This is a genomic window from Micromonospora sp. WMMD975 (assembly GCF_029581215.1).
Classification (GTDB): domain Bacteria; phylum Actinomycetota; class Actinomycetes; order Mycobacteriales; family Micromonosporaceae; genus Micromonospora.
The window spans coordinates 2,631,511-2,656,961 of the sequence record NZ_CP120739.1; the positions used below are offsets into that span (position 1 = coordinate 2,631,511).

The 25,451-nt window shown below is 75.0% G+C and carries 23 protein-coding genes; 15 read left to right on the forward strand and 8 right to left on the reverse strand.

Features of this window, described 5'->3' with window-relative positions; genetic code table 11:
• Positions 1-143 precede the first annotated feature (143 nt).
• From O7613_RS11400 to O7613_RS11410, 3 genes are all read left to right on the forward strand, one after another.
• Positions 144-1,115, forward strand: coding sequence for a helix-hairpin-helix domain-containing protein (locus tag O7613_RS11400; RefSeq protein ID WP_282293731.1), 972 nt, complete (start codon positions 144-146; stop codon positions 1,113-1,115).
• Between the two features lie 337 nt (positions 1,116-1,452).
• The gene (locus O7613_RS11405; RefSeq protein WP_282293735.1) at positions 1,453-2,655 is read left to right on the forward strand and encodes a low temperature requirement protein A; all 1,203 of its coding nucleotides are present in this window, start codon (positions 1,453-1,455) and stop codon (positions 2,653-2,655) included.
• Between the two features lie 119 nt (positions 2,656-2,774).
• Positions 2,775-2,981, forward strand: a complete 207-nt coding sequence (locus O7613_RS11410; RefSeq protein ID WP_281588914.1) for a hypothetical protein — start codon at positions 2,775-2,777, stop codon at positions 2,979-2,981.
• 185 nt (positions 2,982-3,166) lie between these two features.
• Here the strand turns inward: O7613_RS11410 and O7613_RS11415 are convergent, their stop codons facing one another.
• The 3 genes from O7613_RS11415 to O7613_RS11425 all read right to left on the reverse strand — a co-directional run bounded on the left by O7613_RS11415 (position 3,167) and on the right by O7613_RS11425 (position 9,210).
• A complete protein-coding gene (locus O7613_RS11415) occupies positions 3,167-5,263 on the reverse strand; it encodes an amino acid transporter (RefSeq protein ID WP_282293737.1) in 2,097 nt (698 codons plus the stop codon).
• Positions 5,264-5,388: 125 nt separating this feature from the next.
• Positions 5,389-6,159 carry a DUF5995 family protein gene (locus O7613_RS11420; RefSeq protein WP_281588910.1) on the reverse strand — a complete coding sequence of 257 codons (771 nt, stop codon included), beginning with the start codon at positions 6,157-6,159 and terminating at the stop codon, positions 5,389-5,391.
• Between the two features lie 111 nt (positions 6,160-6,270).
• Positions 6,271-9,210 (reverse strand): helix-turn-helix transcriptional regulator, encoded by a 2,940-nt coding sequence (locus O7613_RS11425; RefSeq protein WP_282293740.1) that lies wholly within the window; start codon positions 9,208-9,210, stop codon positions 6,271-6,273.
• 189 nt (positions 9,211-9,399) lie between these two features.
• On the opposite strand from O7613_RS11425, the gene O7613_RS11430 reads away from it, so the two are divergent.
• Entirely contained in the window at positions 9,400-11,973 is a 2,574-nt protein-coding gene (locus O7613_RS11430) for an adenylate/guanylate cyclase domain-containing protein (RefSeq protein WP_282293741.1), read from the forward strand.
• Positions 11,974-12,095: 122 nt separating this feature from the next.
• Here O7613_RS11430 and paaI read toward each other — a convergent pair whose 3' ends face one another.
• On the reverse strand, positions 12,096-12,575 hold the full coding sequence (paaI, locus tag O7613_RS11435; RefSeq protein ID WP_282293743.1) for a hydroxyphenylacetyl-CoA thioesterase PaaI: 480 nt from the start codon (positions 12,573-12,575) through the stop codon (positions 12,096-12,098).
• Position 12,576: 1 nt separating this feature from the next.
• Positions 12,577-13,884, reverse strand: a complete 1,308-nt coding sequence (gene paaK / locus O7613_RS11440) for a phenylacetate--CoA ligase PaaK (RefSeq protein ID WP_282293745.1) — start codon at positions 13,882-13,884, stop codon at positions 12,577-12,579.
• Positions 13,885-14,112: 228 nt separating this feature from the next.
• Between paaK and O7613_RS11445 the strand changes: the two genes are divergently transcribed.
• From O7613_RS11445 to O7613_RS11455, 3 genes are all read left to right on the forward strand, one after another.
• The gene (locus O7613_RS11445; RefSeq protein ID WP_282293748.1) at positions 14,113-14,616 is read left to right on the forward strand and encodes a CrcB family protein; all 504 of its coding nucleotides are present in this window, start codon (positions 14,113-14,115) and stop codon (positions 14,614-14,616) included.
• On the forward strand, positions 14,613-14,975 hold the full coding sequence (gene crcB / locus O7613_RS11450) for a fluoride efflux transporter CrcB (protein ID WP_282293750.1): 363 nt from the start codon (positions 14,613-14,615) through the stop codon (positions 14,973-14,975). Before O7613_RS11445 ends, crcB begins: the two co-directional genes overlap by 4 nt.
• A 61-nt stretch (positions 14,976-15,036) precedes the next feature.
• The gene (locus O7613_RS11455) at positions 15,037-15,741 is read left to right on the forward strand and encodes an MBL fold metallo-hydrolase (protein WP_281588897.1); all 705 of its coding nucleotides are present in this window, start codon (positions 15,037-15,039) and stop codon (positions 15,739-15,741) included.
• 9 nt (positions 15,742-15,750) lie between these two features.
• Here O7613_RS11455 and O7613_RS11460 read toward each other — a convergent pair whose 3' ends face one another.
• Together O7613_RS11460 and O7613_RS11465 are read right to left on the reverse strand one after the other, a co-directional pair.
• On the reverse strand, positions 15,751-16,083 hold the full coding sequence (locus O7613_RS11460) for a hypothetical protein (protein ID WP_281588896.1): 333 nt from the start codon (positions 16,081-16,083) through the stop codon (positions 15,751-15,753).
• A 91-nt stretch (positions 16,084-16,174) separates the two neighbouring features.
• Positions 16,175-17,410 carry an MFS transporter gene (locus tag O7613_RS11465; protein WP_282293751.1) on the reverse strand — a complete coding sequence of 412 codons (1,236 nt, stop codon included), beginning with the start codon at positions 17,408-17,410 and terminating at the stop codon, positions 16,175-16,177.
• 118 nt (positions 17,411-17,528) lie between these two features.
• Between O7613_RS11465 and O7613_RS11470 the strand changes: the two genes are divergently transcribed.
• Positions 17,529-18,518, forward strand: a complete 990-nt coding sequence (locus O7613_RS11470; RefSeq protein WP_281588893.1) for a LacI family DNA-binding transcriptional regulator — start codon at positions 17,529-17,531, stop codon at positions 18,516-18,518.
• Between the two features lie 6 nt (positions 18,519-18,524).
• Here O7613_RS11470 and O7613_RS11475 read toward each other — a convergent pair whose 3' ends face one another.
• Positions 18,525-19,667, reverse strand: a complete 1,143-nt coding sequence (locus tag O7613_RS11475) for an FUSC family protein (RefSeq protein WP_282293753.1) — start codon at positions 19,665-19,667, stop codon at positions 18,525-18,527.
• A gap of 329 nt (positions 19,668-19,996) precedes the next feature.
• Here O7613_RS11475 and O7613_RS11480 point away from each other — a divergent pair, with 329 nt between their 5' ends.
• From O7613_RS11480 to O7613_RS11510, 7 genes are all read left to right on the forward strand, one after another.
• The gene (locus O7613_RS11480) at positions 19,997-20,731 is read left to right on the forward strand and encodes a DUF3153 domain-containing protein (RefSeq protein WP_282293755.1); all 735 of its coding nucleotides are present in this window, start codon (positions 19,997-19,999) and stop codon (positions 20,729-20,731) included.
• A complete protein-coding gene (locus O7613_RS11485; protein WP_281588887.1) occupies positions 20,728-21,069 on the forward strand; it encodes a hypothetical protein in 342 nt (113 codons plus the stop codon). The genes O7613_RS11480 and O7613_RS11485 overlap by 4 nt, the downstream gene beginning before the upstream one ends.
• Before the next feature lie 15 nt (positions 21,070-21,084).
• On the forward strand, positions 21,085-21,693 hold the full coding sequence (locus O7613_RS11490) for a glycine zipper family protein (RefSeq protein ID WP_282293756.1): 609 nt from the start codon (positions 21,085-21,087) through the stop codon (positions 21,691-21,693).
• A complete protein-coding gene (locus tag O7613_RS11495) occupies positions 21,690-22,370 on the forward strand; it encodes a carboxypeptidase-like regulatory domain-containing protein (protein ID WP_281588884.1) in 681 nt (226 codons plus the stop codon). Before O7613_RS11490 ends, O7613_RS11495 begins: the two co-directional genes overlap by 4 nt.
• 16 nt (positions 22,371-22,386) lie before the next feature.
• Positions 22,387-23,655: a phage tail sheath subtilisin-like domain-containing protein gene (locus O7613_RS11500; protein WP_282293758.1), complete on the forward strand. Its 1,269-nt coding sequence runs from the start codon at positions 22,387-22,389 to the stop codon at positions 23,653-23,655.
• Between the two features lies 1 nt (position 23,656).
• Positions 23,657-24,139, forward strand: coding sequence for a phage tail protein (locus O7613_RS11505; protein ID WP_091055932.1), 483 nt, complete (start codon positions 23,657-23,659; stop codon positions 24,137-24,139).
• A gap of 1,131 nt (positions 24,140-25,270) precedes the next feature.
• Positions 25,271-25,447, forward strand: a complete 177-nt coding sequence (locus O7613_RS11510) for a hypothetical protein (RefSeq protein WP_282293760.1) — start codon at positions 25,271-25,273, stop codon at positions 25,445-25,447.
• Positions 25,448-25,451: the final 4 nt, after the last annotated feature.

Here is a 25,451-nt window from a genome sequence, read left to right on the forward strand (position 1 = left end):
TCATCCTCCGGACACCGGCCGACACGGTCCGTCCCACCGCCGCCGCGCCACCGCCGACCTGCCTGTCGCGCCGCGCGCACGTGTGCGAAGCTGCCCCGAGCTTTCTCGTGACCGTTGTGCGCGTACATAGAAGGAGGTTGGCCATGCCGTCGAGCTTCGGGCAGTGGCTGCTCTTGATCCTGGCCCTGCTCATCGGACTGGGTGTCGGTTGGGTGGTGAGCGGACGCCGCGCCGGCGCCCGCGACACCAGTCCCACTGTGGACGGTGCCGCCGCTGCGGCCCCCGCGGTGACCGCCACCGTCGACGAACCGCAGCCGGCCGCGGTGGTCGACGAGACGCCGGCCCCGGCCGCCGTCACCGACCAGTCGGCCCCGACCACCGCTGACGCCGCCCCGACCACCGACGCCGAGCCGGCCCTCGCCACCGGGACCGACGCTGAGCCGATCGTCGTCACCGCCGAACCCGAGCCGGCGCCCGCCACCGCGGCCGGCCCGGAGCCGACGCTCGCCACCGGGGCCGACGCTGAGCCGATGCTCGCCACCACCCCGGACCCGGTCCCGGCGGACACGGTCCCGGCGGACACGGTCGCGGTGGACGAGCCGGTTCCGGCGGAGCCGAGCCGGACCGAGGCGACCGCGGATCTGGCCGGCGCCGCCGGCGAGCCGACGCCCGCCACGCCGGAGCCCGCCGCCATCGCGGAACCGGAGCCGGCTGCCGCGGACGCCGCGTCCGCACCTGTCGTCGACGAGCCGGCGCAGTCGCCGGTGGCCGCGGAACCGGCGCCGGTCGCCGCGATCGCGGAACCCGCACCGGTCGCCGTCGAGCCGGCCGCCGCGCCGATCGTGCCGGCGCCCCGCGCCTCGGCCGAGAACGACGCGCCGGACGACTTCCGCCGCATCCAGGGCGTCGGGCCGAAGCTCGCCGCCGCCCTCCAGGAGGCCGGCATCCGCACCTACCACCAACTGGCCGAGATGGACGAGGCCACGCTGCGCGAGACCGTGAAGGCCGCCGGCCTGCGCGCCGCGCCCGGCCTGGCCAGCTGGCCGCAGCAGGCGAGGGTGCTGGCCGGTGCCCGGTCCGAGGCCGACCGCGTGCTCCCGACCAGCGCCGAGTAGCCAGCGCCGAGCAACCCACACCCGCCTCCGGGCCGGTGGCGACCCGGGTCGCCACCGGCCCGGCGCGTCTCCCCCGGCTGCGCGCCCCCGCAAACCGCGCCGCACCGGCGGCCAGGCACACCGGAGCGGCGGCCCGGCCTGCCACCTCCCTGAACCGGAGACGCCGCCCGCCGCGTACCTCGTCGGGTCGTCGGGTGTCGTCCGGGCGACGCGGACGCCGCGCGGCCCCGCGGGCCGGGCGCGGCGGAATGCCGGAAAGCCGACGGGCGCGGACGGGCATCGTTACGGTCGGTGAGGGGGTGGGGCGGCCCGAATCCCGCCACCGCAGGAGCAGCCCGTGCCCACCGCGATGCCGGAGCCCGCCGGCCGGCGACCGCCGGTCCGCGATCCCGAGGCGTCGCGCCGGGTGACGCTGCTGGAACTCTTCTTCGACCTGGTGTACGTGGTGGCGCTCGCCCTGATCTCGCGTTACCTGGTGGGCGCGGTCGGTTGGGAACGGGCCGCGCAGTCGCTGATCATGCTGATGGCCATCTGGTGGACCTGGGCGATCACCACCCTGGTCACCGACCTCTACGATCCGCAGCGCGCCGAGATCAAGCTGCTGGTGGTGGCGGCGATGTTCGGCGCGCTGCTGATGACCACCGCCATCCCGGAGGCGTTCGGCGCGCGTGGGCTGATCTTCGCCGGCACGTACGTCGCGATCCATCTCGGACGCGGGCTGTTCCTCATGCCGGCGGTTCATCGCGAGCCGCAGACCCGCCGCCGAGCCATCCGGGTCTTCGTCTGGTTCGCGGTGTCGGCGGTGCCGTGGCTCGTCGGGGCGCTCGCCGCGCACGGTATCGCCCGGATGTGGTTCTGGGCGGCGGCGCTGGCCGTCGACTACCTGGGCTTCCGGCTGGCGTATCCGGTGCCCGGCCTCGGCGCGGTGCCGGACGCCCAGCGCAACGTGACCGCCGAGCATCTGTCCGAGCGTTACCAGCAGTTCTTCATCATCGCGCTCGGCGACGCCGTGCTGGTCTCCGGCACCGTGTTCAGCCGGTATCACTCCGAGGTGGAGAACATCGCCGCGTTCACCATCTCGTTCGGCGTCACGCTGCTGCTCTGGCGCATCTACGTGCACCGGTCCGGGGAGCTGCTGCCGGACGCCATCGCGCGGTCCAACCAACCGAGCCGGTTCCTGAACACCGCCCCGTACACCCATCTGCTGATGGTGGCCGGCGTGGTGACCACGGCGGCCGGCTTCGACCTGGTGCTGCTGGAACCGACCGGGCGGACCCCGCCGGCCTGGTTGGCGGTCATCCTCGGGGGCCCGGCACTGTTCCTGGCCGGTCGGGCCGCCTTCGAGTACGAGGTGTTCAGCCGGGTGTCGTGGTCGCGCCCGGGCGGCGTCCTGGCACTGCTCGCCATCGCGCCGGCGCTGGCGTTCCTCGCCCCGGTGTACGCCGCCGGCGGCGCTCTGCTGGTGCTGGCCGGGGTGGCCGTCGCCGACCACCGGCGCAGCCGTGGCCGCCCGCCGGAGGAACCGGCGCCGCCGCATTGAACCACGACACCGGTAATCGGAATCGGCCGCACGGGGCGGGGGCGCCCGTTTGGCGGACAACCCCCGCGGGGTACATGCCCTGCACCTCGAATCCACCACAACCCCAGTGGAGGCAACTGATGCGCGGCACCTCGATACTCGGCGTCCTGGTCGTCATCTGGCTCATCATCGGCGCCATCGCCGCCGGGCAGCGCGGCTACTACGGCAACGACGAGACGAACTGCGCGGAGGCCGGCACGATCCTGGTCACCATCGTGGCCGGCCCGCTGAACTACATCGGCGCCAACCCGAAGATCGACTGCAAGCTTCCCGAGCCGTCCAAGTAGGCCGCCTCAACCGCACTCCCCCCGGCCCGCGCCCGCCCATCTCGGCGGGCGCGGGCCGGTTCGTGTCCCTGGTACCCACCGTCACCACCCCTTGGCCATCCTAGGAGGCTGGGTTTTAGGCGTGCGGTGTTAAGAAGGGCCCCCTCCTCTACCGAACGCGTTAACCGGGGCCCCCTCCTTACACCTCAACCACCGACGTGAATGCCCGGCCTACGGGTGCGGTCGGGCTCGGACTTGCGGATGATCTCGCGGACCACCGGCGGGGTGTCGCCGCGCCCCAGGATCAGGTAGCGCAGCAGGTGCGCGATCGGGTTGCCCTCCGACCACTCGAAGTGGCAGTGCGGGCGCACCCCGGTGGCGTCGCGCAGCGCGAGCAGGATCGCCGCGATCGCGTTCGGCGCGGCCGGGCTGCCGGCACGCAGGATGCGGTGTCCGCCGACCTCCACCCCGTGCACCCGCAACACCTGGCTGAACTGCGACGGGTCGCTCACGTCGATCTCCAGGAAGATCACGTCGGCGGCGCCGGGCACCGGATTCATCGACCGCTGCGCCCGCTCCTTGACCCGGTACTCCTTCACCGATCCGCGCTGCCGCTTGTTGGCGATCAGGTGCAGCCGCCCGTCCCGGGCGACGGACTCGTCGACGAACCGCCGGGCCGCCCCGTCGAACTCGATCCGCTCGGCGCGCAGCTCGGTGGTCCGGGTCACCCGGGAGATCAGCGAGACCGCGATGATCCCGGCGATGAAGAACCCGGAGATGGTGATGCCGTCGGGTTTCGCCACGACGTTCTCCGCCAGCGCGTACAACAGCACGGCGGTGAGCACCGCGAATCCGGTCGCGGCGGCCCGGTGCCGGCCGCGCAGCGCGGAGATGGTCACCGCGATCGCGCCGGAGACCATCATCGCCAGGATGCCGGTGGCGTAGGCGCCGGCCTGGGCGTTCACGTCGGCGGAGAACGCGACGGTGATCGCGATGCTGATCGCGGTGTAGACGAGCACGACCGGGCGGACCGCCCGTCCCCACTCCGGCGCCATCCCGTACGAGGGCAGGTAGCGCGGCACGATGTTGATCAGCCCGGCCATCGCCGAGGCGCCGGCGAACCAGAGGATGAGCACGCTGCTGAGGTCGTAGACGGTGCCGAACGCCTCGCCCAGGTGCCGGTGCGCGAGGTATGCCAGCGCCCGGCCGTTGGCGGCCCCGCCCGGGGCGAAGGCGGCCGGCGGGATCAGCACGGTGGTGACGAACGTGGTGGTGACCAGGTACACCGACATGATCAGGGCGGCCGTGGTGAGCAGCCGCCGGGTGCTGCGGATCCGGGCGGCCAGCCGGCGCTCCGGGTCCGCGCCGTCACCCCGCACCAACGGCATCATGCTCACCCCGGTCTCGAAGCCGGACAGGCCCAGCACCAGCAACGGGAAGGCGAGCACGCTTGTGGCCAGCACGTCCCCGGCGCCGCCGACCCGGGTCAGCCGGCCGCTCCAGTCGGCGAGCAGCCCGGGCGCCGCGGCGATCTCGGTGAGACCCGCGACCACCACCACCGCGTTCAACCCGAGGAAGACCACCACGAGCGGGATGGCGACCTGCACGGCCTCGCTGAACCCGAGCAGGAACACGCCGCCGAGGACCAGCAGCAACACCACGGTCACCAGCACCGCGGCGGTGGCGCCGTGCGGGAACGACGCGGGCAGGACCGGGTTCTCCAGCAGGTGCACGGTGGCGTCGGCGGCGGAGAGCGTGATCGTGATGATCCACGAGGTGGCCACGAAGCCGAGCAGCACCAGCACGAATATCTTGCCGCGCCAGAACGGCAGCAGCCGCTCCAGCATGGCCACCGAGCCCTGCCCGTGCGGGCTCTCCCGGGCCACCCGCCGATACATCGGCAGCATCCCGAACAGGGTCAGCGCCACGATCAGCAGCGTGGCCAGCGGGCTGAGCGCGCCGGCCGCGACCGCCGCGATGCCGGGCAGGTAGGACAGGGTGGAGAAGTAGTCGACGCCGGTCAGGCACATCACCTGCCACCAGGGATGGGCCCGGGACTGGTGTTCCCGTATCTCCGGGCCGACCGGCTCGACCCGGTGCTGGAACAGCCAACGGTGCAGCCGGTCGGCCGGAGCGGTGGGCCGGGCCGGCGTGTCGACCCGCTCCGGCAGGGCGCCGGGGACCAGGCCGGCCCGTTCGCCGGGCTCGGCGTGGTGGCCGGCTCGGGCCGCGGCGGCGTCGTGCGCCTCGCGGCGCCGGTCCCGCGTACGCCGGGGCCGCTCCCCGTCCCGTGCCTGCGCCATGACCCGACGGTAGGCGGTGCCCGGGTCACGTCCCGCCGGAATGCCGGATCGGGGAAGGGAACGAGTCGGACGGCGTCCCCGCGTCCCGCGCCCGGACGGCGGGACGCGGGGACCCCCCGTCCCGGCTATTGCAGGAACGCCCCGAGGGGCGACAGCAACAGCCGGCCGAGCAGCGCGGCGTTGTCGTCCAGCCGCGTCCGCTCACACTCGCGGGCGTGCGGGTCGTGGCGGCAGTGCCAGATCTTCTGCGCGTTGCGCCAGGCCACGTTGCGGGTGTATTCCACCAGCTCGCCCTGGTACCAGTCGTCAATGTCGCCGTTCACCATGTCGATCATGAGTTGCCAGTGGTCCAGGTAGCCGCGGCGCAGGTCCGGGATCCGCTCGGCGAAGATCTTGTTGATCTCCAGGTAGTCGCGGTGCTGGTCGCTGCCGTCGACCGGCTCGGACTCCAGGCTCTCCAGCGTGGTCACCAACGCGAACGGCAGGTCGTAGTTGATGTGCGCGTTCACCCCGGCGGCGGCCGACGGCAGCGGCCGGGCGTCCGGGCCGCGCATCCGCTTGAACAGGCACGACCAGGCTCGCGGCGTGCTCGGGCTGGCGTCGGTCCAGAACCGCAACGCCTCGAAGTAGCGGGCGGCGAACTCCACGTCGAGCCGGGCCAGGAACGCCGGGTCCACGAACCGGTCCTCGTAGAGGCCGTCGAGCACGGTGCTGGTGATGACCAGATAGAGCCGGTTGAAGTCGGCAAGCGGGCAGCTCGCCTCCAATGGCGGGAGCCGGACCAGCAGGTCCTGCAACTTGGTGAGATGGTCGACGACCGCCGGCACGTCGGCGGGGTGGTCGGCGAGCAGCCCGACGATGTCCTGGTGCACGGGACCCCAGACCGGTTCGGTCATCTCTCCTCCACGATGGTCGGCGCCCCCACGACGCCACCCGATTCCGTCGGACAGCCTGCCAGCCGCCGGACACGCGTCGGATCAGTAGAACGACGTATTGCCGACGTACGTCTATACCGGCCGGTTACGCAGGAAGATGGCGCTGGCCTGCACCCGGGTGCGGACGTGGAGCTTGTCGAAGATGTGCGACACGTGCACGCCGATGGTCCGCTCGCTGATGAACAGCCGCTGGCCGATCTCCTTGTTCGTCAGCCCCTCGGCCACCGCGGCGAGCACCTCCCGCTCCCGCGCGGTCAGGTCCGCCAACTCGTCCACCGCCGGCACGGCCGGCGCCGCCACCCGCTGCCGGGGCACCGGCGCGAGGGTCGGCGCGTCCTCCAGGGTGATCCGGGCCCGGCCGGCCAGCGTACGGATCTCCGCGCTCAACGGCACCGCGCCGAGCGACAGCGCCATCGCGTGCGCCTGGCGCAGCAGCTTGCCGGCGGTGGCCACCCGGCTACGCCGGGCCAGCAGCGCCTCGGCCTGCCGCAGGCGGGAGTACGCCGCCGGGTACGGATGGTGACGCCGGTCCCACTCGGTGGCGGAGCGACCCCACAGCTCCGGATCGCCCCGGCCGTCGTCCAGCCGGCTCAGCTCGGCGGCGCACAGCGCCAGGAAACCGTCGGCGACGTACCGCACCGGCGCGCCCGCCTTCTCGCTCTTGCCGGCCACCCGGTCGACCACCTCGCGCAGCCGGCGCACCGCCGTCGGATCCACCTCGACCGTACGGCTGGCCGCCGCCTCGGCCTCCGCGCGCAACCCGTGCCAGGCCAGCGTGGCCAGCACGATGACGTCGTCGGAGCGGCTCTCGGTCAGGCCCCGCTGGACGGCCTGCCGGGCCAGGTCGTGCCGGCCCTGCCACATCGCCAGCCCGGCGCGCAGGATGAGCATCGGCAGCACGTGCCGGGCCCCGCCGCCGGCCAGCACCGTGGCGACGGCCTCCAGGTCGCGGTCGCTGGCCTCGACGTCGCCGTACCCGACGGAGAGCCGGCAGCGGGCCAGCAGCAGCTCGACCGCGTCCGCGCCGGACGGGCGGTGCCGCAGCGCGGCGGCGACGACCTTCTCCGCCTCCGCCCACTGCCCCACCCGGAACAGCCCGTTCGTCGCCACCGCCAGCAGCCGCGTCTCCCAGGTGCGGCCGAGCCCCAGCTCGGCGACGCGCTCGGCGCCCCGGCGGGCCACCACCACCCCCTCCTCGCAGATGTTGAGCGGCCCGGTGAGCAACTCGGCCAGGTGCAGGTAGGCGCAGGCCACGTCCTCCGGCCGGCCGGAACGCTCGGCGGTGTCCAGGGCCCGCCGCATCACCGCCAGCCCGGCGGTCGGGTCCTCCAGGAACGCCTCGCTGAAGCCCAGCGCGGCGCTGGCGAGCACCACCTCCGAGGTGGAGCCGGGCACCCCGGCGGCCAGGTCGAGTGCCTCCCGGGCCTGGTCGCCGGCCTCGGCGTAGCGGCCCAGGTGCAGCAGCAGCTCGGCCAGCCGGGCCGCGGCCGTGCACCGCTCGCGCGGGGTGCAGTCGGCCGAGTCGAGCACCCGCCGGTATTCCTCCTCCGCCGGGGCGGAGCGGCCGGCGGCGGCCAGGTAGCGGGCCCGCCGGATGTGCAGCGCGCAGGCCGGCGGGCCGGTCGGCTCGGCGGACAGCTCCGCCAGCAGGCTCAGCGCCCGGGCGTGCTCGCCACTGTGGTGCGCGGCCTCGGCGGCGTTGCTGAGCAGCTCGGCGCGGTCCACCTCGACCGGCTCGGGTCGGCTGCCGTCCGACGGCACCGGCGGCGGGGTGGCCGCCAGGGTCAGCGCGGCGGACCAGTGGCGGTGCGCCTCGGCGTACCCGTGCAGTCGTTCCGCCTCGCGGGCGGCGGCCATCGCCGCCGGCAGCGCCCGGGCCGGCTCGCCGGCCTGCCGCCAGTGGTGGGCCAGCCGGGCCTGGTGCAGCTCGGCCGGTACGGCGGTGAGCGCCTCGGCGTAGCGGCGGTGCAGCGCGGCCCGCTCGGCGGGCAGCAGCTCACCGGCGAGGATCTCGGCGACCAGCCGGTGCCGCAGCCGGTAGCCCTCGTCGGCGCCGACCAGCAGGCGGTGCGCCACCGCCTCGCGCACCGCGTCGAGCAGCTCGTCCTCGGGCAACCGCACCACCTGGCCCAGCAGCCAGTGCTCGACCGGCTCGACGCCCGCGGCGACCGCCTGCACCACCGCGTGCGCCGGCTGGGGCAGCGCGTCGACCCGGTCCAGGAAGACCTCGCGCAGCGTGTCGGAGAGACCGTCGCGGCCGTCGCGCCGGTCACGGGCCAGCTCCTCCACCACGAACGGGTTGCCGCCGCTGCGCTGCCACAGCAGGTCGGCGGCGTCCTGGGGCAGGGGCGCGCCGGCGATCGCGGCGGCCAGTTCGTCCGTGCCGGCCCGGTCCAGCGGCAGCAGGTCGACCACCCGGACCGAGCGCAACCGGCGCAGCTCGGTGAGCACCCGGCGCAGCGGGTGCGCGCCCCGCAGCGCCTCGGCGCGGATCGCGGCGAGCACCGACAGTTGCAGGTCGCCCAGGCCGGCGAGCAGATAGAGCAGGAGTTGGCGGGTGCTCCGGTCGACCCACTGCAGATCGTCGAGGACGAGCACCAGCGGCCGACCGCCGGCCACCAGGTGCAGGCCCTGGGCGACGCGTTCCAGCAGCGCGCCGGCACCGTCCGGACCGGGATTCTCCTCGTCGAAGACCTGGAGCAGGCCACGGACCGCCGAGGTGGTGCGCGCCTCGGACTGGTCGGCGTCGAGCCGACGCAACGCCTGACGCACCGGGTGCAGCGGCGAGGCGTCGCCGATGTCGAGACAGGTGCCGGTGAGCACCAGCGCGCCGGCCTGCCGCAACCGGTCCCCGACCTCGGCGAGCAGCCGGGTCTTGCCCACCCCGCTCTCGCCGGTGAGGAACACCGCCGCGGTGTGCCCGGGCGCGACGCCGTCGAGCAGCGCCGACCGCAACGTCGCCACGGTCCCGGCCCGGCCGACGAGCGGTGCGGTGTCCACGTCGCTGGCCATGGAACGCAGCCTAGTCACAGGGTCCCGGACCGTTCTACGGCCTTATGGCTCCACTCGTACCTCTCGCGTCGACAACACGACTAACGGTTGCGCGTGGTCGACATACGTCGTCCTACCGATCCCCCGAGGACCCGGTGGTGACAGTGTCCGGAGGTCGTCGGGCACCGGACCAGGGAAAGGGTGGGTGCGATGTTGATCACCACGCCCGTGGGGAGTCGGGAAGCCGTCACCGCGGCGCGCTGGCCGGTGCCGGAGGAACGCCGCACCGTCACCGTGCTCTTCGTCGACATCGTCGGCTCGACCGGCCTGGTGGAACGACTCGACCCGGAGGACGTCCGGACGCTGCAACGGGTCTACTTCGGCACCGTGTCCGGAGTGCTGCGCCGGTGGCGGGGCGTGGTGGAGAAATACGTGGGCGACGCGGTGATGGCGCTGTTCGGCGCGCACGACTGCGACGGCTTCGACGCGTACCGGGCGGTCCGGGCCGGACTCGAGATCCAGGCGGCGCTGGACCGGCGGACGCCGGACGAGGCCCGGCTGCGGGTCCGGGTCGGCGTGGCGACCGGCGAGGTGCTCGTCGACCTCGTCGGCGCCCGCGACGGCGGCCACGGCGCGGCGAGCGGCGCGGTCATCACCACCGCCGCCCGGCTCCAGGCGTACGCGCCACCCGGCGGGGTGGTGGTCTGCCCGAGCACCCGGCGGGCGGTCGCCGGGCTCGTGGAACAGCGTCGACTCGCGACCGTGACGATCGCCGGCAAGGCGGTGCCACTCGACGTGTGGCGGGTCACCGGGGTGTCCCGGCGCCAGCCGGCCCGGCACCACGAGCCGCTCGTCGGCCGGCGGCGGGAACTGGCCGGCGCGGCCGACGAGGTGACCCGTGCGCTGCGGGAACGCCGACCACGGTGGATCTCGCTGACCGGGCCGCCGGGCAGCGGTCGCAGTCGGCTCCTGCACGAGCTGGCCCGCGCCGTGCCCACGGTGGACGGCGCGACGGTGCGCTGGTGCGTGGCGCACTGCCCGCCGTACCCAGACGGGGACCTCGCGCCAGTCGCCGACCTGGTGCGCGCGCTGCTCGCACCGGACCCGACCGGCCGGGCAGCCACCGTACGTCCGCTGTCCGGCACGGCGGTGGGCGGCGCCGCGCTTGCCGCGTTCCTCGCCGCGCCGCACGACGCGGCGGCCGGGGCCCGGGCCGCCACGGCCTGCCGTGAGCTGCTGCTCGACCGCGCCGCGGGCAACCCGCTCGTGGTGGCCGTGGACGACCTGGACCGGGCCGCGCCGGCGCTGCGCCGGTTCCTACGCCAGTTGCAGGTCGCGGCCGGCGACCGGCGGCTGGCACTCGCGGTGGTCGTCACCCACGGCGCCGGCTGGGCCGACCCGGGGCCCGCCCCGGGCGGTCGCCGCCGGGTGTGGCTGCCGCCGCTCGGCGCACGGGACACCGGACGCCTGTTGCGGCACCTGCTCGACCGGGCCGGCCGGCCCGCCGCGCTCGCCGCCCGGCTGCTGCCGCTGGTCGGCGGCAACCCGGCCGTCGCCGCCGCGTACGCGACGGCCGACCCCGCGGACGAGCCGGCCGGGGTCCCCGCCCCGGTACGCCGGCGGGTGGACGCCCGGCTGGACCGGTTGGACGGTACGCAGCGCGCGGTGCTGATGGCCGGCGCCGCGCTCGGCGGCACGCTCGCCGCCGGCACGGTCGAACGGATGCTCGGCTGGCCGGCCGGACGGTCCGGGCCGGCGCTGCGCGCCCTGGCCGCGACCGGCCTGCTCCGCCGCGCCGACCGGGCAGCCGGCGCGGGTACGGGTGGACCGGAAGCGCCGGACTGGACCATCGCCGAGCCGGTGGTGATCCAGGTGGCCGCCCACCGGCTGACCCGCGCGGTACGGGCGGACTTCGCCCGCCGGCTCAGCGGCGTTGGGCCGGTCCCGGCGATCCGCCCCGACCGCGTCGATGTCCGCGCCGTGGCCCGCACCGGCGTCAACGCCGGACCTGGCGCACTCGTCCGCCGGGGTGCCGACACCAGGGCACGTGCCAACGCCGGTCCGGGCGCGAACGCCGGACCGGGCACGAACGTCCGGCCAGGCGCCGGGACGGGTTCCGGTGTGACCGACCGGGCCGCCGGGCCAGGCGGGGCGGCGGGGCCGGGCATCGGCATCGGTCCGGGAGCCGGCACCGGTCCGGAGGCCGGCGGCGGCATCGGTCCGGGAGCCGGCGGCGGCATCGGTCGGGGGGCTGGCGGCGGCGCAGGTGCCGGCGTCGGAGCGGGCACGAGCGTCCGGCCAGGTGTCAGAGCCGGCAACGGGGTCCCCGAGTGGGCGGGCCCCCTCGTGGTTCGACGGTCGGCCGGACAGCCGGCTGATGCTCCCGCCGCGCGCCCTCCGGCCGCGGCGGGCGCCGGGATCGGTGTCCCCGCGCCGGACGCCGACGAGCGGGTGATCTGCCCGCTCGGGGCGGGACGGTCGCACCGGTCGGGTGGAGGGGCCCGACCGGCGCCCGTCCCGCCGTCCCGGTCGGACGGGTCCGACGCGACCGGGACGCTGCCCGAACGACCTGGGTACGCCGGTTCCGGCATCGCCCGGGCCGGTCCCCCACGGACGGCCGCGACCGGACGGGACGCGCCCGCCACCGGGCCGGGCGTCCGGGCCGGGGTCATGCCGCGTGTCCCGGCGACGCTCGGGTGGACGACCGGCCCGCCCGAACGGGTGCGCCGGAGCCGACGGGTGGCCGCCACGCCACCCGTCACCCCGCTCGGCGTCGCCGCCTGAGCGGCCGGGTCCGGGTCGGAGCGGGCACGGGGCCGCTCCGACCCGCGTGGGCGCGCGCCCCCGCGGGCACGGGTGTCCGCCCCGGCGGGCCGCGTGGGCGCGCGCCCCGGCGGGCACGGGTGTTAAGCGGGGGCCCCTCCTCTACCGGAGGCGTTAAGCGGGGCCCCCTCCTTAACCACCCGGCTGCGCCCGCGGAACTCGGCCACCACCTCGTCGCCGCGCCGGACGGTCACGTCGTAGATGCCGCTGCGGCCGTGCCGGACCCGCTCGGTGGCGTACGCCTCCAGCACGTCACCCTCGCGCACCGGGCGCAGGAAGCTGATCTCGCCGCCGGCGGCCACGGTGACCGGTCCGTGACTGTTGCACGCAAGCGCGAACGCGGTGTCGGCGAGCAGGAACACGTAGCCACCGTGGCCGATCGCGTGCCCGTTGAGCATGGCCGGGGTGACCCGCATCCGGGCCACCGCCGCGCCGCCGCCGGCCGAGACGAGCTCGATGCCGAGCCCTTTCGAGGCGACGTCGGCGTCGAACATGTCGTGCGCCGCGGTGCGGCCGGCGTCGAACATGTCGTGCGCCGCGGTGCGGCCGTCGTCCGCCGCCATCTCAGCGCTCCCGCCGCTTGTCGACGATGCGACGCATCTTGCCCATCGAGCGCTCCACCCCGTCCGGCTCGATCACCCGGACCGCCACCGAGACCCCGATGGTGTTCTTGACCTGCTCGACCAGCGCCGCGCCGGCCCGTTCGGCGTCGGCCACGGCGGCGCCGGCCCGCCGCTCCACCTGGACGGTGAGTGTGTCCAGCCGCCCCTGCCGGTCGAGCACGCACTGGAAGTGCGGCGACAGGGCGGGGGTACGCAGGATCAGCTCCTCGATCTGGGTCGGGAACACGTTCACTCCCCGGACGATCATCATGTCGTCGGTGCGTCCGGTGATCTTCTCGATCCGCCGCATCGGACGGGCCGTGCCGGGCAACAGCCGGGTGAGGTCCCGGGTGCGGTAGCGGACCACCGGCGTGGCCTCCTTGGTGAGCGAGGTCAGCACCAGCTCGCCCCGCTCGCCGTCGGGCAGCACCGCGCCGGTGACCGGGTCGATGATCTCCGGGTAGAAGTGGTCCTCCCACAGGTGCAGGCCGTCCTTGGTCTCCACACACTCGACGGCCACGCCGGGACCCATCACCTCGGACAGCCCGTAGATGTCCAGCGCGTGCATGTCCAGCCGCTGTTCCAACTCCCGGCGCATGTCCTCGGTCCACGGCTCGGCGCCGAAGACGCCCACCCGCAGCGAGGTGGCGCGCGGGTCGACGCCCTGGCGTTCCATCTCGTCCACGATGGCCAGCATGTAGCTGGGGGTGACCATGATGACCTCCGGTTCGAGGTCGCGGATCAGCATGACCTGGCGCTCGGTCATGCCGCCGGACACCGGGATCACGGTGCAGCCCAGTTCCTCGGCGCCGTAGTGCGCGCCGAGCCCGCCGGTGAACAGCCCGTAGCCGTACGCGACGTGCACCCGGTCGCCGCGCCGGCCGCCGGCCGCCCGGATCGACCGGGCCATCAGTGTCGCCCAGGTGTCCAGGTCGGCGCGGGTGTAGCCGACCACGGTGGGGCGGCCGGTGGTGCCGGAGGAGGCGTGCAGCCGGGCGATCCGCTCGCGGGGCACGGCGAACATGCCGAACGGGTAGTTCTCCCGCAGCTCGGCCTTGGCGTTGAACGGGAAGCGGGCCAGGTCGGCCAGGTCGCGTACGTCGTCGGGGTGCGCGCCGGCGGCGTCGAACGCGCGACGGTAGTGCGGCACGTGGTCGTACGCGTGCCGCAGCGACCGGCGTAACCGGTCCCGTTGCAGGGCGCGCAGCTCGTCCACGCCGATCCGCTCGACGGGATCCAGCTCGTCCGGCCGAGGGGTGCGGTCCTGCACGGGTGCCTCCTGCGCGACGGGCCCGACGCCGCCGCGCCGGGCGGGATGCCGATCACCGTACGCCCGTACCGGGGGTCCTGCCAGGTCAGCGCCGTTCCGCAGGTCGCCGGGGCCCGCCGCGGGCGGCGCGGACGGGGCGGGGTTATGCTCGGATGAGACCGGCGGTGGGGCCCGCCGTCCCGGGGCACGCCGGGAGAACCGCGACATCGCCAACGGTCCCTGCCAGTGATGCCCGTCCTGGTGGGAGGCACCGTGGCACGACCCCCCGAGTCCCGCGTCGACCCCGACGTCGATCTCCGCGTACCCGCCGACCGGGCGGAGCTGGCCGCGCACCCGGCGGCGGTGCTCGGCGTGATCGCCGCCGGCGGCGCGCTCGGCGCGCTGGCCCGCGCCGGCGCGCAGGCCGTCGTGCCGCGGACGCCCACCGGCTTCCCGTGGGCCACGTTCGGCGTCAACGTCACCGGTTGCCTGCTGATCGGCGTGCTGATGGCGGTGCTCGCCGCCCGGCCGGCCGGCCCGCTGGCGCGGCCGTTCCTCGGCGTCGGGCTGCTCGGCGGGTTCACCACGTTCTCCGCGTACGTGGTCGACGCGCAGCGCCTGGTGACCGATGACGCACCGGGCACCGGGCTCGCCTACCTGGCGGCGACCGTGCTCGGCGCGTTGCTGGCGGTCGCCGCCGGGGACGTGGTGACCGGCCGGCTGCTGGCCGCGCGGCGGGGGGCGGCCCGGTGACCGTCCTGCTGGTCGCGCTCGGCGCGGCGCTCGGCGCCCCGCTGCGCTACCTCACCGACCGGGCGGTGCAGGCCCGGCACGACTCGGCGTTCCCGTGGGGCACGCTCACCGTCAACGTGGCCGGTTCGCTGCTGCTCGGCGCGGTGCTCGCGGTGCCGGCCGATCCGGCCGTCACCGCGCTGGTCGGCACCGGTTTCTGCGGCGCGCTGACCACCTGGTCCACGCTGAGCTACGAGACGCTGACGCTGGCCCGCACCGGCCCGCGCCTGCACGCGTACGCGAATGTGCTGGTCAGCGTGGTCGCGGGGCTCGGCGCGGCCTTCGTCGGGTACGCGCTGGCCACCGCGGCCGGCGGTTGACGGGGCAGCCGGCCGCGCGGGACGGCGATAGCATCCGGCGGAGCTGCGAGAGGATCCCGCCATGGAGCTGCGCCACCTGGCCGACCGGGTCTGGTTGGCCCCCGGCGACCCCGACCCCGGCGCGATCCGACCCGCCGTGGCGGTCGTGGCCGACGACCGGGGCAGCGTGCTCGTCGACGCCGGCCACAGTCCGGCACACGCCCGGGAGATCCGCGCCGGGATCGCCGCGGCCCGGCTGCCGGAGCCGCGCTGGCTGGTCTACACCCACCACCACTGGGACCACGTGTGGGGCGCCGCCGCCTGGCCGGACGTGGAGATCGTCGGCCACGAGGCCGGCGTCGAGCCGCTGCGTGCCGAGGCGGCCCGCCCGTGGAGCCACCGGCACCTGCGGGAGGGGGTACGCGCCGAGCCCCGGCTCGGGCCCAGCCACCGGGCCCGGGCGCTCGCGGTGGACGACTGGGACGACTTCGCGGTGCTGCCGCCGACCCGCACGTTCACCGACGAGCTGATGCTGCCGACCGGCGTGGTGCTGCGGCACGTCGGTGGCCGGCACGCCCCGGACTCGACGGTGGTGCTGGTGCCGGACTCCCGGGTGCTGCTGCTCGGCGACTGCTGGTACCCGCCCCCGCTGCACGAACGCACGCCCACCGACGGGCCGGACCTGGCGCTGGCCCGCAGCCTGCTCTCCGACCACGTCGAGTGGTACGTCTCCGCACACGACGAGCCGCTGCGCCGGGACCAGGCCCGCGCCGCGCTCGGCGACTGAGCGCGGCGGTCAGCGTTTACGGCGTTCCGGGTGCGCCCGGTTCCACGCCCGCATCCGCTCCGGGTAGCCGGTGCGCGCCGCCTCGTAGAGCGGCACCGCGTGTCGCCTGGCGATCGTGCCGGCGACCCGGGGCGAGCCGGTGCGGCGGCGGATCCACTCGCCGTCGTGGGCGATGGCGACCACCGTGGTGTCGGTGGCGGTGGTCTCCGGTTCCAGGTAGAACTCGACGCCGCGCCGGCTGGTCACGAACGCCTCCAGTTGCGCCAGGTCCTCCCGGTTCGCCTCGCGGTCGAGCTTCGTCGGGGTCGTCGGGTCGGCGGCCCGTCGGCTGAACCAACGCATGCCCGCCTCCTCTCCTCGCCGTCGGAGTCCCAGTGCAGCACGCCCGCCTGGCAGGCGGCTGGGAGGATCGTGGGAGTCGGCTGGGCCCCGCTCAGCGGGCGGACGGCTCCGCGCCCGCGGGCGGGCGGAGCACCGGCACCAGCGCGAGTGTGGGCAGCAGGAGCAGCGGCACCAGGCCGAGCGCGTTCAACACGCCGAAGTGGTCGCCGAGGAAGCCCAGCAGCGGCGGCCCGGCGAGGAACGCGGTGTAGCCGATCACCGCGACCACGCTGACCCGGGCGGCGGCCCTGTCCTCGTCGTCGGCGGCGGCGCTCATCCCGACCGGGAACCCGAGCGACGCGCCGATCCCCCACAGCGCCACGCCGGCCACGGCGAGCGGGCCGGAGCCGGCGAGCACGGTCAGGGCGGTGCCGGCGACGGCGATGCCGATGGTGCCGAACAACACCGGCACCCGACCCCAGCGGTCGATGGCGACCGTGCCGGCGGTGCGGCCCAGCGTCATCCCGACCACGAACACGCCGAACACGGCGGCGCCGACCGCCTCGTCGACGCCGTACCCGTCCACGAACGCCACCGCCAGCCAGTCGTTGGCGCTGCCCTCGGTGAACGCCATGACCAGCACCAGCAGGCCGACCAGCAGGGTGCGCGGCTCCCGCCAGGCGGCCAGCAGCGCCCGCCGCCGGGCCGCCGGCTCACCCGCGTCGCCCGTCTCGGCCGGCGCGGACAGGAACGACCGGGCGCCGAGCAGCGTGCCGGTCAGGATCAGCACCGCCAGGACCGGCAGGTGCACCTGGATGGGTACGCCGAGCTTGGCGGCGCCGGCGCCGAGCCCCGCCCCGGCGACCGAGCCGAGACTCCAGGCGGCGTGGAACCGGGGCATGATGGTGCGCCCGAGCCGCTTCTCCACCGCCGCGCCCTCGACGTTCATCGCCACGTCGCACAGGCCGGAGCCGAAGCCGAACGCGGCGATGCCGAGCCCGACGCCGACCACCCAGCCGGCCAGCCCGGTGGCCAGGCCGGCGACGGTCATGCCGAGCGCGACCAGCACGGTCGCCACGACCACCGTGCGGGCCGGGCCGAGCCGCTGGGTGACCAGGCCGGCGGCGGGCATGGCCAGCAGCGCGCCCGCCGACATGCAGAGCAGCAGCAGGCCGAGCCGGCCCGGGCTGAGGTCGAGCGCCTCCCGGACCGCCGGCACCCGGGAGAACCAGCTCGCCACCGCGAGCCCGTTGAGGGCGAAGACGACGGCGACGCCGGTGCGGGCGGCCAGCACCGGCCGCGGCGCCGGTGGCCGTGGCGCGGCCGGCGCGTCGAGGGTGTCGCTCACGGTGCGGTCGTCCCTTCCCCGAATGGTTCCCGACGACCATCGCACACCTGAGAGCGCTATCACCACAAGCGCGCCCACGCCTTACCTCGCACGGCCCGGACCGGGCATGATGCTTCACATGGGTACGCCGACCGCACGACCGGCCACGCTCGACGACGTGGCCCGGGCCGCCGGGGTGTCCCGGGCCACCGCCTCGCGGGTGCTCGGCGGCTACGGCTTCGCCTCGGCCGGCGCCCGCGCCCGGGTGAGCGCCGCCGCCGACCACCTGGGCTACGTGCCGGACCCCACGGCCCGGGCGCTGGTGCGTGGCGCCGGGGTGCGGCTGGTGGTGGCCGTGGTGGGCCGGGACGACTCGGTCTTCGACGACCCGTACGTGCACCGGGTGGTGAGCGCCGCGTCCCGGGTGTGCGCGCCGCACGGGGTCGGGGTGGCGCTGGAGTGGCTGCCGCTCGACGATCCGTCCGGCCTGGTCCGGCTCGGCGCGGACCGGGGCGTGCACGGGGTGATCCTGGTCAACACCACGCAGGCGGCGTTGGACGCGGTGCCGGCCCGGTTGCACGGCCGGGTCGCCTCGATCGGCCGGGGTTCGGCGACGGTGCCGTCGTTCGACGTGGACAACGCCGCCGGCGCCGGGGCGGTGCTGCGTCACCTGTACGCCACCGGGCGCCGCCATATCGTCATGGTGACCGGCCCTCGGTGGCTGACCTGCGCGGAACGGTCGGTGACCGCCTACCGGGAGTTGATGCGCGCGGCGGGGACGCCGGTGCGGCTGGTGACGGGCGACTTCACCGCGGCCCGGGGTGGCGCGGCGGCACTGGAGGCGCTGCGGCGGTGGCCGGACGTGGACGGGGTCTACGCGGCGAGCGACGCCACCGCGTTCGGGGTGATCGCCGCGCTGCGCGGGCAGGGCCTGGGGGTGCCGCACGACGTGGCGGTGGCCGGTTTCGACGACCTGCCGTACGCGGCGGTGAGCAGCCCGGCGCTGACCACCGCGACCCATCCGGTGGACCGGATCGCCGCCGCCGCGGCGTCGGCGGTGCTGGCGCAGGCGCCGGTCCCGCCGGAGACCGCGTTCGGGTCCACGCTCGTGACCCGGGAGAGCGCCTGAGCGGGGTCAGCGCTCCGGCCCGGTGACCGCGGCGTCGACCCGGCTGAGCACGGTGGCGTCGTCGTCCACGCCGACGCCGCGCAGCAGGTCGATGGCGGTGGCCCGGATCTGCCCGATGATCATCGCGAGCGGCAGGTTCGGGCCGGCGGTGAAGAGCCGCCCGGCCACGCGCACCGCCGCCAGCGCCGCCGCGTCGACCCGGGCGGCGTGGCCGTCGGCGACCTCCTCCTGCCCGCCCAGGTCGGCGGCGAGCGCGTCGCCGGCCGAGCGGACCGCGTCGGCAAGCGTGCGTACCGTCGCGCCCAGGTCGGCCGGGACGGGCGCCGCGCCGCGGGTGAACGTGACCGCGGCCCGGGCCAGCACGCGGACGTTGCGTACGGCGTAGTCGATCTGCCGGATCGAGCCCTCCACCGAGCGCAGCCGGCCGAGGTGCCGGCGGCGGCGGACGTTGAGCCGCAGCGCCTCGCCGGCGGCCTGGACCGCGTCGCGCAGCCGCTCCACCCCGGCGTCGGCGTGCCGGGCCCGGTCCAGCGCGGCCAGGGCGGCGGTGTCGTCGGCGCGGTCGAGCGCGTCGGCGATCTCGTCGAGCACCTCGGCCAGCTCCGCGAACGTGTGCCGGAACTCGGCGACGAGCGGGGCGAGCGGCCGGCGGGCGTCGACGAGTTGACTGGCGACCACCGCCACCGCGCCGCCGATCAGCGCGTCGACGAACCGGAACGGGATCAGCGACTCGGTCGGCGGCGACACCACCACGAGGTAGAGCGCGGAGACGGCGGCCTGCACCACGGTCACCGAGCTGGCCCCGACCGCCACCGCCAGCGAGACGGTGAGCAGGATGACAGTGAGCACGGTCCAGGTGGTACGCGGGCCGAGCGCCTGCACCACCAGGTCGGCGACGAGCACGCCGGCGGCCACGCCGAGCACCACCTCCACCGCCCGGCGGATCCGCTGGCCCCGCGCCTGACCGAGCACGATCAGCGCGGCGGCGGGGGCGAAGAACGGTTGCGGGTGACCGACGAGACGGGTGGCGAGCATCCAGGCGACGGTGGCGGCGAGGGTCGCCTCGACCACCGGCAGCCAGCCGCGCCGCAGCCGCCCGGCCGCCTCGCGTACGGCCGGTCCGACCCGTCCCCTGGTCACCGTCGCCATCGCCCGCCTTCCTGTCGCGCCCCCACCATCCTGCGGCCTCGCGGGCCGGCCGGCAGTGATCGCCGGCACCTGACCTGGTGGATCACCGTGGACCGGCCGGCGCCGGGAAAGGAGTTGCGACAACCTTTCAGAATATCGAGCGGGCGCGTTTCCGAGGTCGTCCGAATGGGAGAGGAAACCGGTAAGATCGGCGACAGAGCGGCGGCCGATCGCTGACTGCCGAGCCCGGCACGACCGCTCACACTGAGCGCATGAATTCGAGACTCCGCCGCAGCCGGGCCTTTCGCCTAGCGGTGTGTCTCGCCCTCGTGGCGGCACTGAGCGGCTGCATGCAGCTCAATCTCGGGTTGACCGTGAACCCCGACGACACGATCTCCGGCCAACTGCTGCTGACCGCGCAGAAGTCCGTGCTCAAGCAGCGCAACCCGGACGTCGCGGTGGCCTTCGCCGAACTGCGGCAGAACATTCCCACGCTTCCCGCCGGCACCGAGACCCGGTACGAGGACGCCACCTTCTACGGCATTCAGATCACGTACCGGAAAACGCCGCTGGCGCAATTCACGAGCGAGAGCGTGAATCTTGTTCGGGACGACGATCTCTATCGCTTCACGCTTCCGCTTGATCCCCAGAAATACGGCGGAAAGGTGGCCGAGCAGGATCCGCGGAACCAGCAGGCTTTCATGACCTTGATGGCGTTCGAGATATCCGTGACGTTCCCCGGCCGGGTGCTCGACACCAACGGCACGATCACCGGGCGCTCGGTGAGCTGGAAGGTGGTCGCCAACCAGCCCAAGCCGGCCGAGCTGCGGGCCGTCGCCGAAGCGCCGCCACCCCCCGCCACCAGCCCGGCCGCCGCCGTGGTCAGTGGTGGCTCGTTCCCCTGGCTGCCGGTCGTCGGCGGGGTGGTCGTGCTGCTGCTGGTCGTCGCCGTGGTGGTCGTCCTGCTGCTGCGCCGCTCCCGGGGCGGAAGCAAGGACACGGCACCTACCGGGCCCGCCACCGGACCCCCCGCACCACCTCACCCGACCGCACCACCACACCGTCGACAAGGGGGATCATCGTGAACGATCTCTTCACCTGGGCCGCCCTGGGCAGCCTCACCGGCGCCAGCGCCGCCACCCTGCTCGCCACGAACGTCATCGGCGGCCTGATCGGACCGAGCGGCGACAAGGCCCGCAAGTGGGTCGCGCTGGGCTTCGCGCTCCTGCTGTCCTACCTCACCGCCGCGTTCGCCGACGCCGGCCCGGAAAAGTGGATCATCGCGTTCTTCAACGGGCTGGTCATCTTCTCCGCCGCGCTCGGCATCAACCAACTCCCCCCGGGCAACCGGCAGGCGACGCAGGCGTCGCCCACCCAGCTCGCCCAGGGAAACGAGCCCCGCTTCGTCCGCTCCTGGGTCTGAGAGAGGTGACCGGACATGATCTTCGGCATCCTCAGCGCCGCCGTCCAGACCGTCTTCGGCGCCGTGCTCGGGCAGGCCGCCGCCGGCACCGTCGGCCTGCTTGTCGGCGCCGTCGTCGGCCTGCTCGTCGGCGCGCCCTTCGGCTGGGCGACCACCTCCGCCGGCACCTACCACGCCAGCCCGAAGGGGATCCTCCTCTTCGTGGTCGACCACACGTGGAGCCTGCTCAACACGTTCGCCGGGGCGCTCTACCTGGCCCTGCACCTGGTCTTCGGCCACCAGCTCGACCGGGTCGTCTCGGCCGGCAGCGGCCGGGTCAACGTGCTCGAGGGCGTCTCGCCCCGCTACGCCACCACCATCGGCACGGTCTGCGCCGGGTCCAGCCCCGGCATCCAACGGCACGAGGACGTGCACGTGTTCCAGGCCCGGCTGCTCGGCCCGCTCTACCTGCCACTCGTCGCGCTCAACTACGCGCTGTTCACCATCGCCCCGGTATGGCTGCTCTGGCACGACCACACCAACGCGCCGATCAACAGGTTCACCCGCTACTTCGAGATCGGCGTCTACCCGCACGTCTGGAACGAGGCCATCGCGTACCGCATCCAGGGGACGCCACCGCGATGACCGGTGCGATCGAGACGGCCGTCGCGGACGTCGCGACCTGGCTGACCGGGACCGCGGGCGAGCCCGTCCCGGTCGGCCCGCCCCGCGACGACCCGGCCGGCGGCCTCACCGTCTGGCCGCTGGAGCTGCGGCCGGCCCGGCAGACCGCGTCCGGCGGTACGGCACGCGAGCCGTACCGCTTCGTGGTCCGGCTGCTGGTCAGCGGCGGCGGGCCGGCGGCGCTGCCGGCGCTGGACCGGGTGCTCGCCGCAGCCGCCGAGGGCGGCCACGCGGAGCTGGTGCTCGCCGCCGGCGACCCGGCGCTGTGGCGGGCGCTCGGCGTGGCGCCCCGGCCGGCGTTGCTGCTCGACGTGCCGGTCCGGATCGACCGTCCGACGCCGACCGCGCCGCCGGTGCGGCAGCCGCTTCAACTCCGCCAGCTCGAACTGCGCACCCTCGACGGTCGGGTGGTGGGGCCGCAGGGCCAGCCGCTGGCCGCGATGCGGGTGGAGCTGGTCGGCACCGCCCAGGCCACCGAGACCGACGCCGCCGGCCGGTTCCGGCTGGTCGGCGTGCCGCACGACCCCGACGCGCCGGACCGTCCGGTGCGGATCCGGCTGATCGGCCGGGGCCGGGTCCACACCGCCGAACTGGACCCGGCCGGCGACGACCTGGTCGTCGTCCGCGCCCCCGACTGACTCCCCAGGAGGACCGATGCCCACCTACTTCTCCCCCGGCATCTACGTCGAGGAGGTGCCCTCCGGGGCCCGCCCGATCGGGCCGGTCGGCACGAGCACCGCCGCCTTCGTCGGGGTCGCGCCGGACCGGACCGCCCACGTCGACCGACCGCAGGCGGTCAACAGCTGGACCGACTTCCTGCGCCTCTACGCCGACGGCGAGCACCTGGAGAGCACCCCGCTGGCCCGGGCCGTGTTCGGCTTCCTCGACAACGGCGGCACCCGCTGCTGGGTGGTGAACGTCGGCGAGGGCGGCCAGCTCACCGGCGCCCGCGGGCGACGCGGCGGCCTGGAGGTGCTGGAGGCGATCGACGAGATCTCCATCCTGGCCGCGCCCGGCTACCACGACCCGGTCTCGCACGAGGCCCTGATCAGCACCGCCGAACGGCTGCGCACCATGGTGGCGATCTGCGACCCACCGCCCGAGGTGGCCGACGTCTCCCGACTCACCCGGGTCGCCACGCCCGCCAAGCCGTCGTCCGGGTCGGCCTCCGGGCCCGGGTCGGCGTCCGGGTCGGCGTCCGGGAAACCCGCCGACGGTACGCCGAAGGACGCCGACGGCGACGCGCCCGGCACCGGTGGCGACCGGCCCCGGCAGTCCGACTTCGCCACCTTCTACTTCCCCTGGATCCGGGTCCGCGACCCGCTCAGCGGCGACCTGGTGCTCACCCCGCCGAGCGGGCACGTGGCCGGCATCTGGGCCCGTACCGACGCGCTGCGCGGCGTGCACAAGGCGCCGGCCAACGAGCCGGTACGCGGCGCCGTCGACCTCGCGTACCGGGTCACCCGCCCGGAGCACGACGTGCTCAACCCCAAGGGCGTCAACGTGATCCGGTTCTTCGCCGGCGAGGGCATCCGGCTCTGGGGCGCCCGTACGCTCGCCGCCGAGGCCAGCGAGTGGCGCTACCTGAACGTGCGGCGGCTCTCCATCTCCATCGAGCAGGCCATCGCGGCCGGCACCCGCTGGATGGTGTTCGAGCCGAACGACTTCACCCTGTGGCGCTCGATCCGCCGCGACATCGGCGCGTTCCTGACCCGGGTGTGGCGCGACGGCGCGCTGCTGGGCCGCACGCCCGAGGAGGCGTTCTTCGTCAAGTGCGACGAAGAGACCAACCCGGCCGACGTACGCGACGCCGGGATGGTGGTGGCGCACATCGGCATCGCGGTGGTCAAGCCCGCGGAGTTCGTGGTGTTCAAGCTGAGCCAGTGGGCCGGCGGCACCGAGACCGAGACGATCGGAGGCTGACATGCCGACCACGGCCACGCCGCAGCCGGGCGCACCCGTCGACCCGTACCGGGCGTACCACTTCAAGCTGCTCATCAACGGCGTCACCAACGGGCACTTCACCGAGGTCAGCGGCTTCGAGGTGGCGATACCGTCGCTGGCCTACCGGGAGGCCGGCAACGAGCGCATCCGCGCCGTACCCGGGCAGGTGGAGTACGCCCCGGTGACCCTCCACTTCGGCCTGACCAACGCCCGCGAGCTGTGGGACTGGGTGAACGCCGCGGCGAAGGGCACGGTCAACCGACGCAACGTGTCGGTGGTGCTGCTCGACCCGGCCGGCACCGCCGAGGTGCTGCGCTGGAACATGATCAACGCCTGGCCCACCCGGTGGCGGGGCGCCCACCTGAACACCCTCTCCCAGGAGATCGCCATCGAGGCGCTGACCCTGGCGTACGAGGGATTGGAACTGGAGTCCGGCAGTGCCGCCGCCCCGGCGACCGCGTGAACGGCTGGCCCGCGCCCTGCGGGTCACCGCCGACCACCTGACCGCACCCGCCCCGCGCCCGACCAACCGTCCCCCCGCCGCCCCGCGCCCGGCCGACCCGCTCCCACGTCGTCCCGGCGAGCCGCCGGAGCACTGGCTCCGCCTGGTCGCCGCCCACGCCCCCGGCCTCCTCCACGACCTGCCCCGGCCCGTCGATCAAGGAGTTGGCGTCGGTTCCGACCTGATTCCCGACGCGAACTCCTTGATCACCGGAGGGTCCGCGGGTGGGCCGTCCAGATCTTGGTACGAAATGGCCCCTGGAGGGGCCATTTCGTACCAAGATCTACGCCGGCTTTCGAGTGGTGGGACGGAGAACTCATATCTCGGGAAGGGACGTGGCGGGGAGGCGGGGCGTGGTTGGGAGGCGGGGCGGGGTTCGAGGTGGGGTGGAGGGCGGAGGGCTCGGGGTGGGTTCGGGCTCTTGAGTGAGGTGCTGCGGCGGTGGCGGGAGGTGGTGGCGCGGCTCGTCGCCAGCGCCTCCGCCACGGCCGGGTTCTCCGCGGGTCACGGTGGAGCGGGGTCGCGCGCGAGTGCCGTCCACGATCCGGCGGGCACGTCGCCCGGTCACCACGGCTGGCCGGGCGCAGCATACGGTCCGGGCGGTGCGGGACCGGCCGGTGCGGGACCGGCCGGAGGATTCGCCGGACCCGGACGAACGGATCGATCTTGGGACGGCCTCACCGGGCCGGGGTGGCGTTCCGGCGGGACCGGTGCCGCGCCCGACGATCATCTCGGCGCCCCGCCCCACGGGACCTCGGCGCCCGGCATCGGTCCATCGCGATCCGGCGCGGGCCGGGCGGGGACAGTCGCGGGCACACCATGGCACGGCGCACGAGCGGCGGGACCTCCCGGCCCAGCCTGGGACGGTGCTCGGGCCGCCGGACCGGCGTGGCACAGCGCCGGACAACCGGGCGCGGGCACGCCATGGCACGACCCGGGACCAGCCGGTTCCGGCGCGACTTGGCACGGCCCAGGACCAGCGGGCACACCATGGCACGGCCCAGGACCGGTGACGACCGGCGCGACAATCCGACCGGGTGTCGCCGGCACCCACCCGGGCGGTCGGGCCGGCGCACCGGATCCGACCGGAGCGTGGTCCGGGACCGCGGGATCAACCGCTCCGCCGAACCCGACCGGGTCGGGCGCGAACGCGACGGGCACAAACGGGTCGGGCGCGAACGCGACGAGCACGACCGGGACGAGCGCGAACGCGACGAGCACCAACGGGACGGGCGCGGACGGCACGGGGTCCGGCCGGAGCGCGGCTGACGCG

What these genes read in the sequence shown, in the direction of transcription:
- O7613_RS11400 (WP_282293731.1), top strand. Translation starts at nt 144, where the DNA reads ATGCCGTCGAGCTTCGGGCAGTGGCTGCTCTTGATCCTGGCCCTGCTC.
- O7613_RS11410 (WP_281588914.1), top strand. Translation starts at nt 2,775, where the DNA reads ATGCGCGGCACCTCGATACTCGGCGTCCTGGTCGTCATCTGGCTCATC.
- O7613_RS11415 (WP_282293737.1), bottom strand. Translation starts at nt 5,263, where the DNA reads ATGGCGCAGGCACGGGACGGGGAGCGGCCCCGGCGTACGCGGGACCGG.
- O7613_RS11420 (WP_281588910.1), bottom strand. Translation starts at nt 6,159, where the DNA reads ATGACCGAACCGGTCTGGGGTCCCGTGCACCAGGACATCGTCGGGCTG.
- O7613_RS11425 (WP_282293740.1), bottom strand. Translation starts at nt 9,210, where the DNA reads ATGGCCAGCGACGTGGACACCGCACCGCTCGTCGGCCGGGCCGGGACC.
- O7613_RS11430 (WP_282293741.1), top strand. Translation starts at nt 9,400, where the DNA reads ATGTTGATCACCACGCCCGTGGGGAGTCGGGAAGCCGTCACCGCGGCG.
- paaI (WP_282293743.1), bottom strand. Translation starts at nt 12,575, where the DNA reads ATGGCGGCGGACGACGGCCGCACCGCGGCGCACGACATGTTCGACGCC.
- O7613_RS11445 (WP_282293748.1), top strand. Translation starts at nt 14,113, where the DNA reads ATGCCCGTCCTGGTGGGAGGCACCGTGGCACGACCCCCCGAGTCCCGC.
- O7613_RS11455 (WP_281588897.1), top strand. Translation starts at nt 15,037, where the DNA reads ATGGAGCTGCGCCACCTGGCCGACCGGGTCTGGTTGGCCCCCGGCGAC.
- O7613_RS11460 (WP_281588896.1), bottom strand. Translation starts at nt 16,083, where the DNA reads ATGCGTTGGTTCAGCCGACGGGCCGCCGACCCGACGACCCCGACGAAG.
- O7613_RS11470 (WP_281588893.1), top strand. Translation starts at nt 17,529, where the DNA reads ATGGGTACGCCGACCGCACGACCGGCCACGCTCGACGACGTGGCCCGG.
- O7613_RS11475 (WP_282293753.1), bottom strand. Translation starts at nt 19,667, where the DNA reads ATGGCGACGGTGACCAGGGGACGGGTCGGACCGGCCGTACGCGAGGCG.
- O7613_RS11480 (WP_282293755.1), top strand. Translation starts at nt 19,997, where the DNA reads ATGCAGCTCAATCTCGGGTTGACCGTGAACCCCGACGACACGATCTCC.
- O7613_RS11490 (WP_282293756.1), top strand. Translation starts at nt 21,085, where the DNA reads ATGATCTTCGGCATCCTCAGCGCCGCCGTCCAGACCGTCTTCGGCGCC.
- O7613_RS11495 (WP_281588884.1), top strand. Translation starts at nt 21,690, where the DNA reads ATGACCGGTGCGATCGAGACGGCCGTCGCGGACGTCGCGACCTGGCTG.
- O7613_RS11500 (WP_282293758.1), top strand. Translation starts at nt 22,387, where the DNA reads ATGCCCACCTACTTCTCCCCCGGCATCTACGTCGAGGAGGTGCCCTCC.
- O7613_RS11505 (WP_091055932.1), top strand. Translation starts at nt 23,657, where the DNA reads ATGCCGACCACGGCCACGCCGCAGCCGGGCGCACCCGTCGACCCGTAC.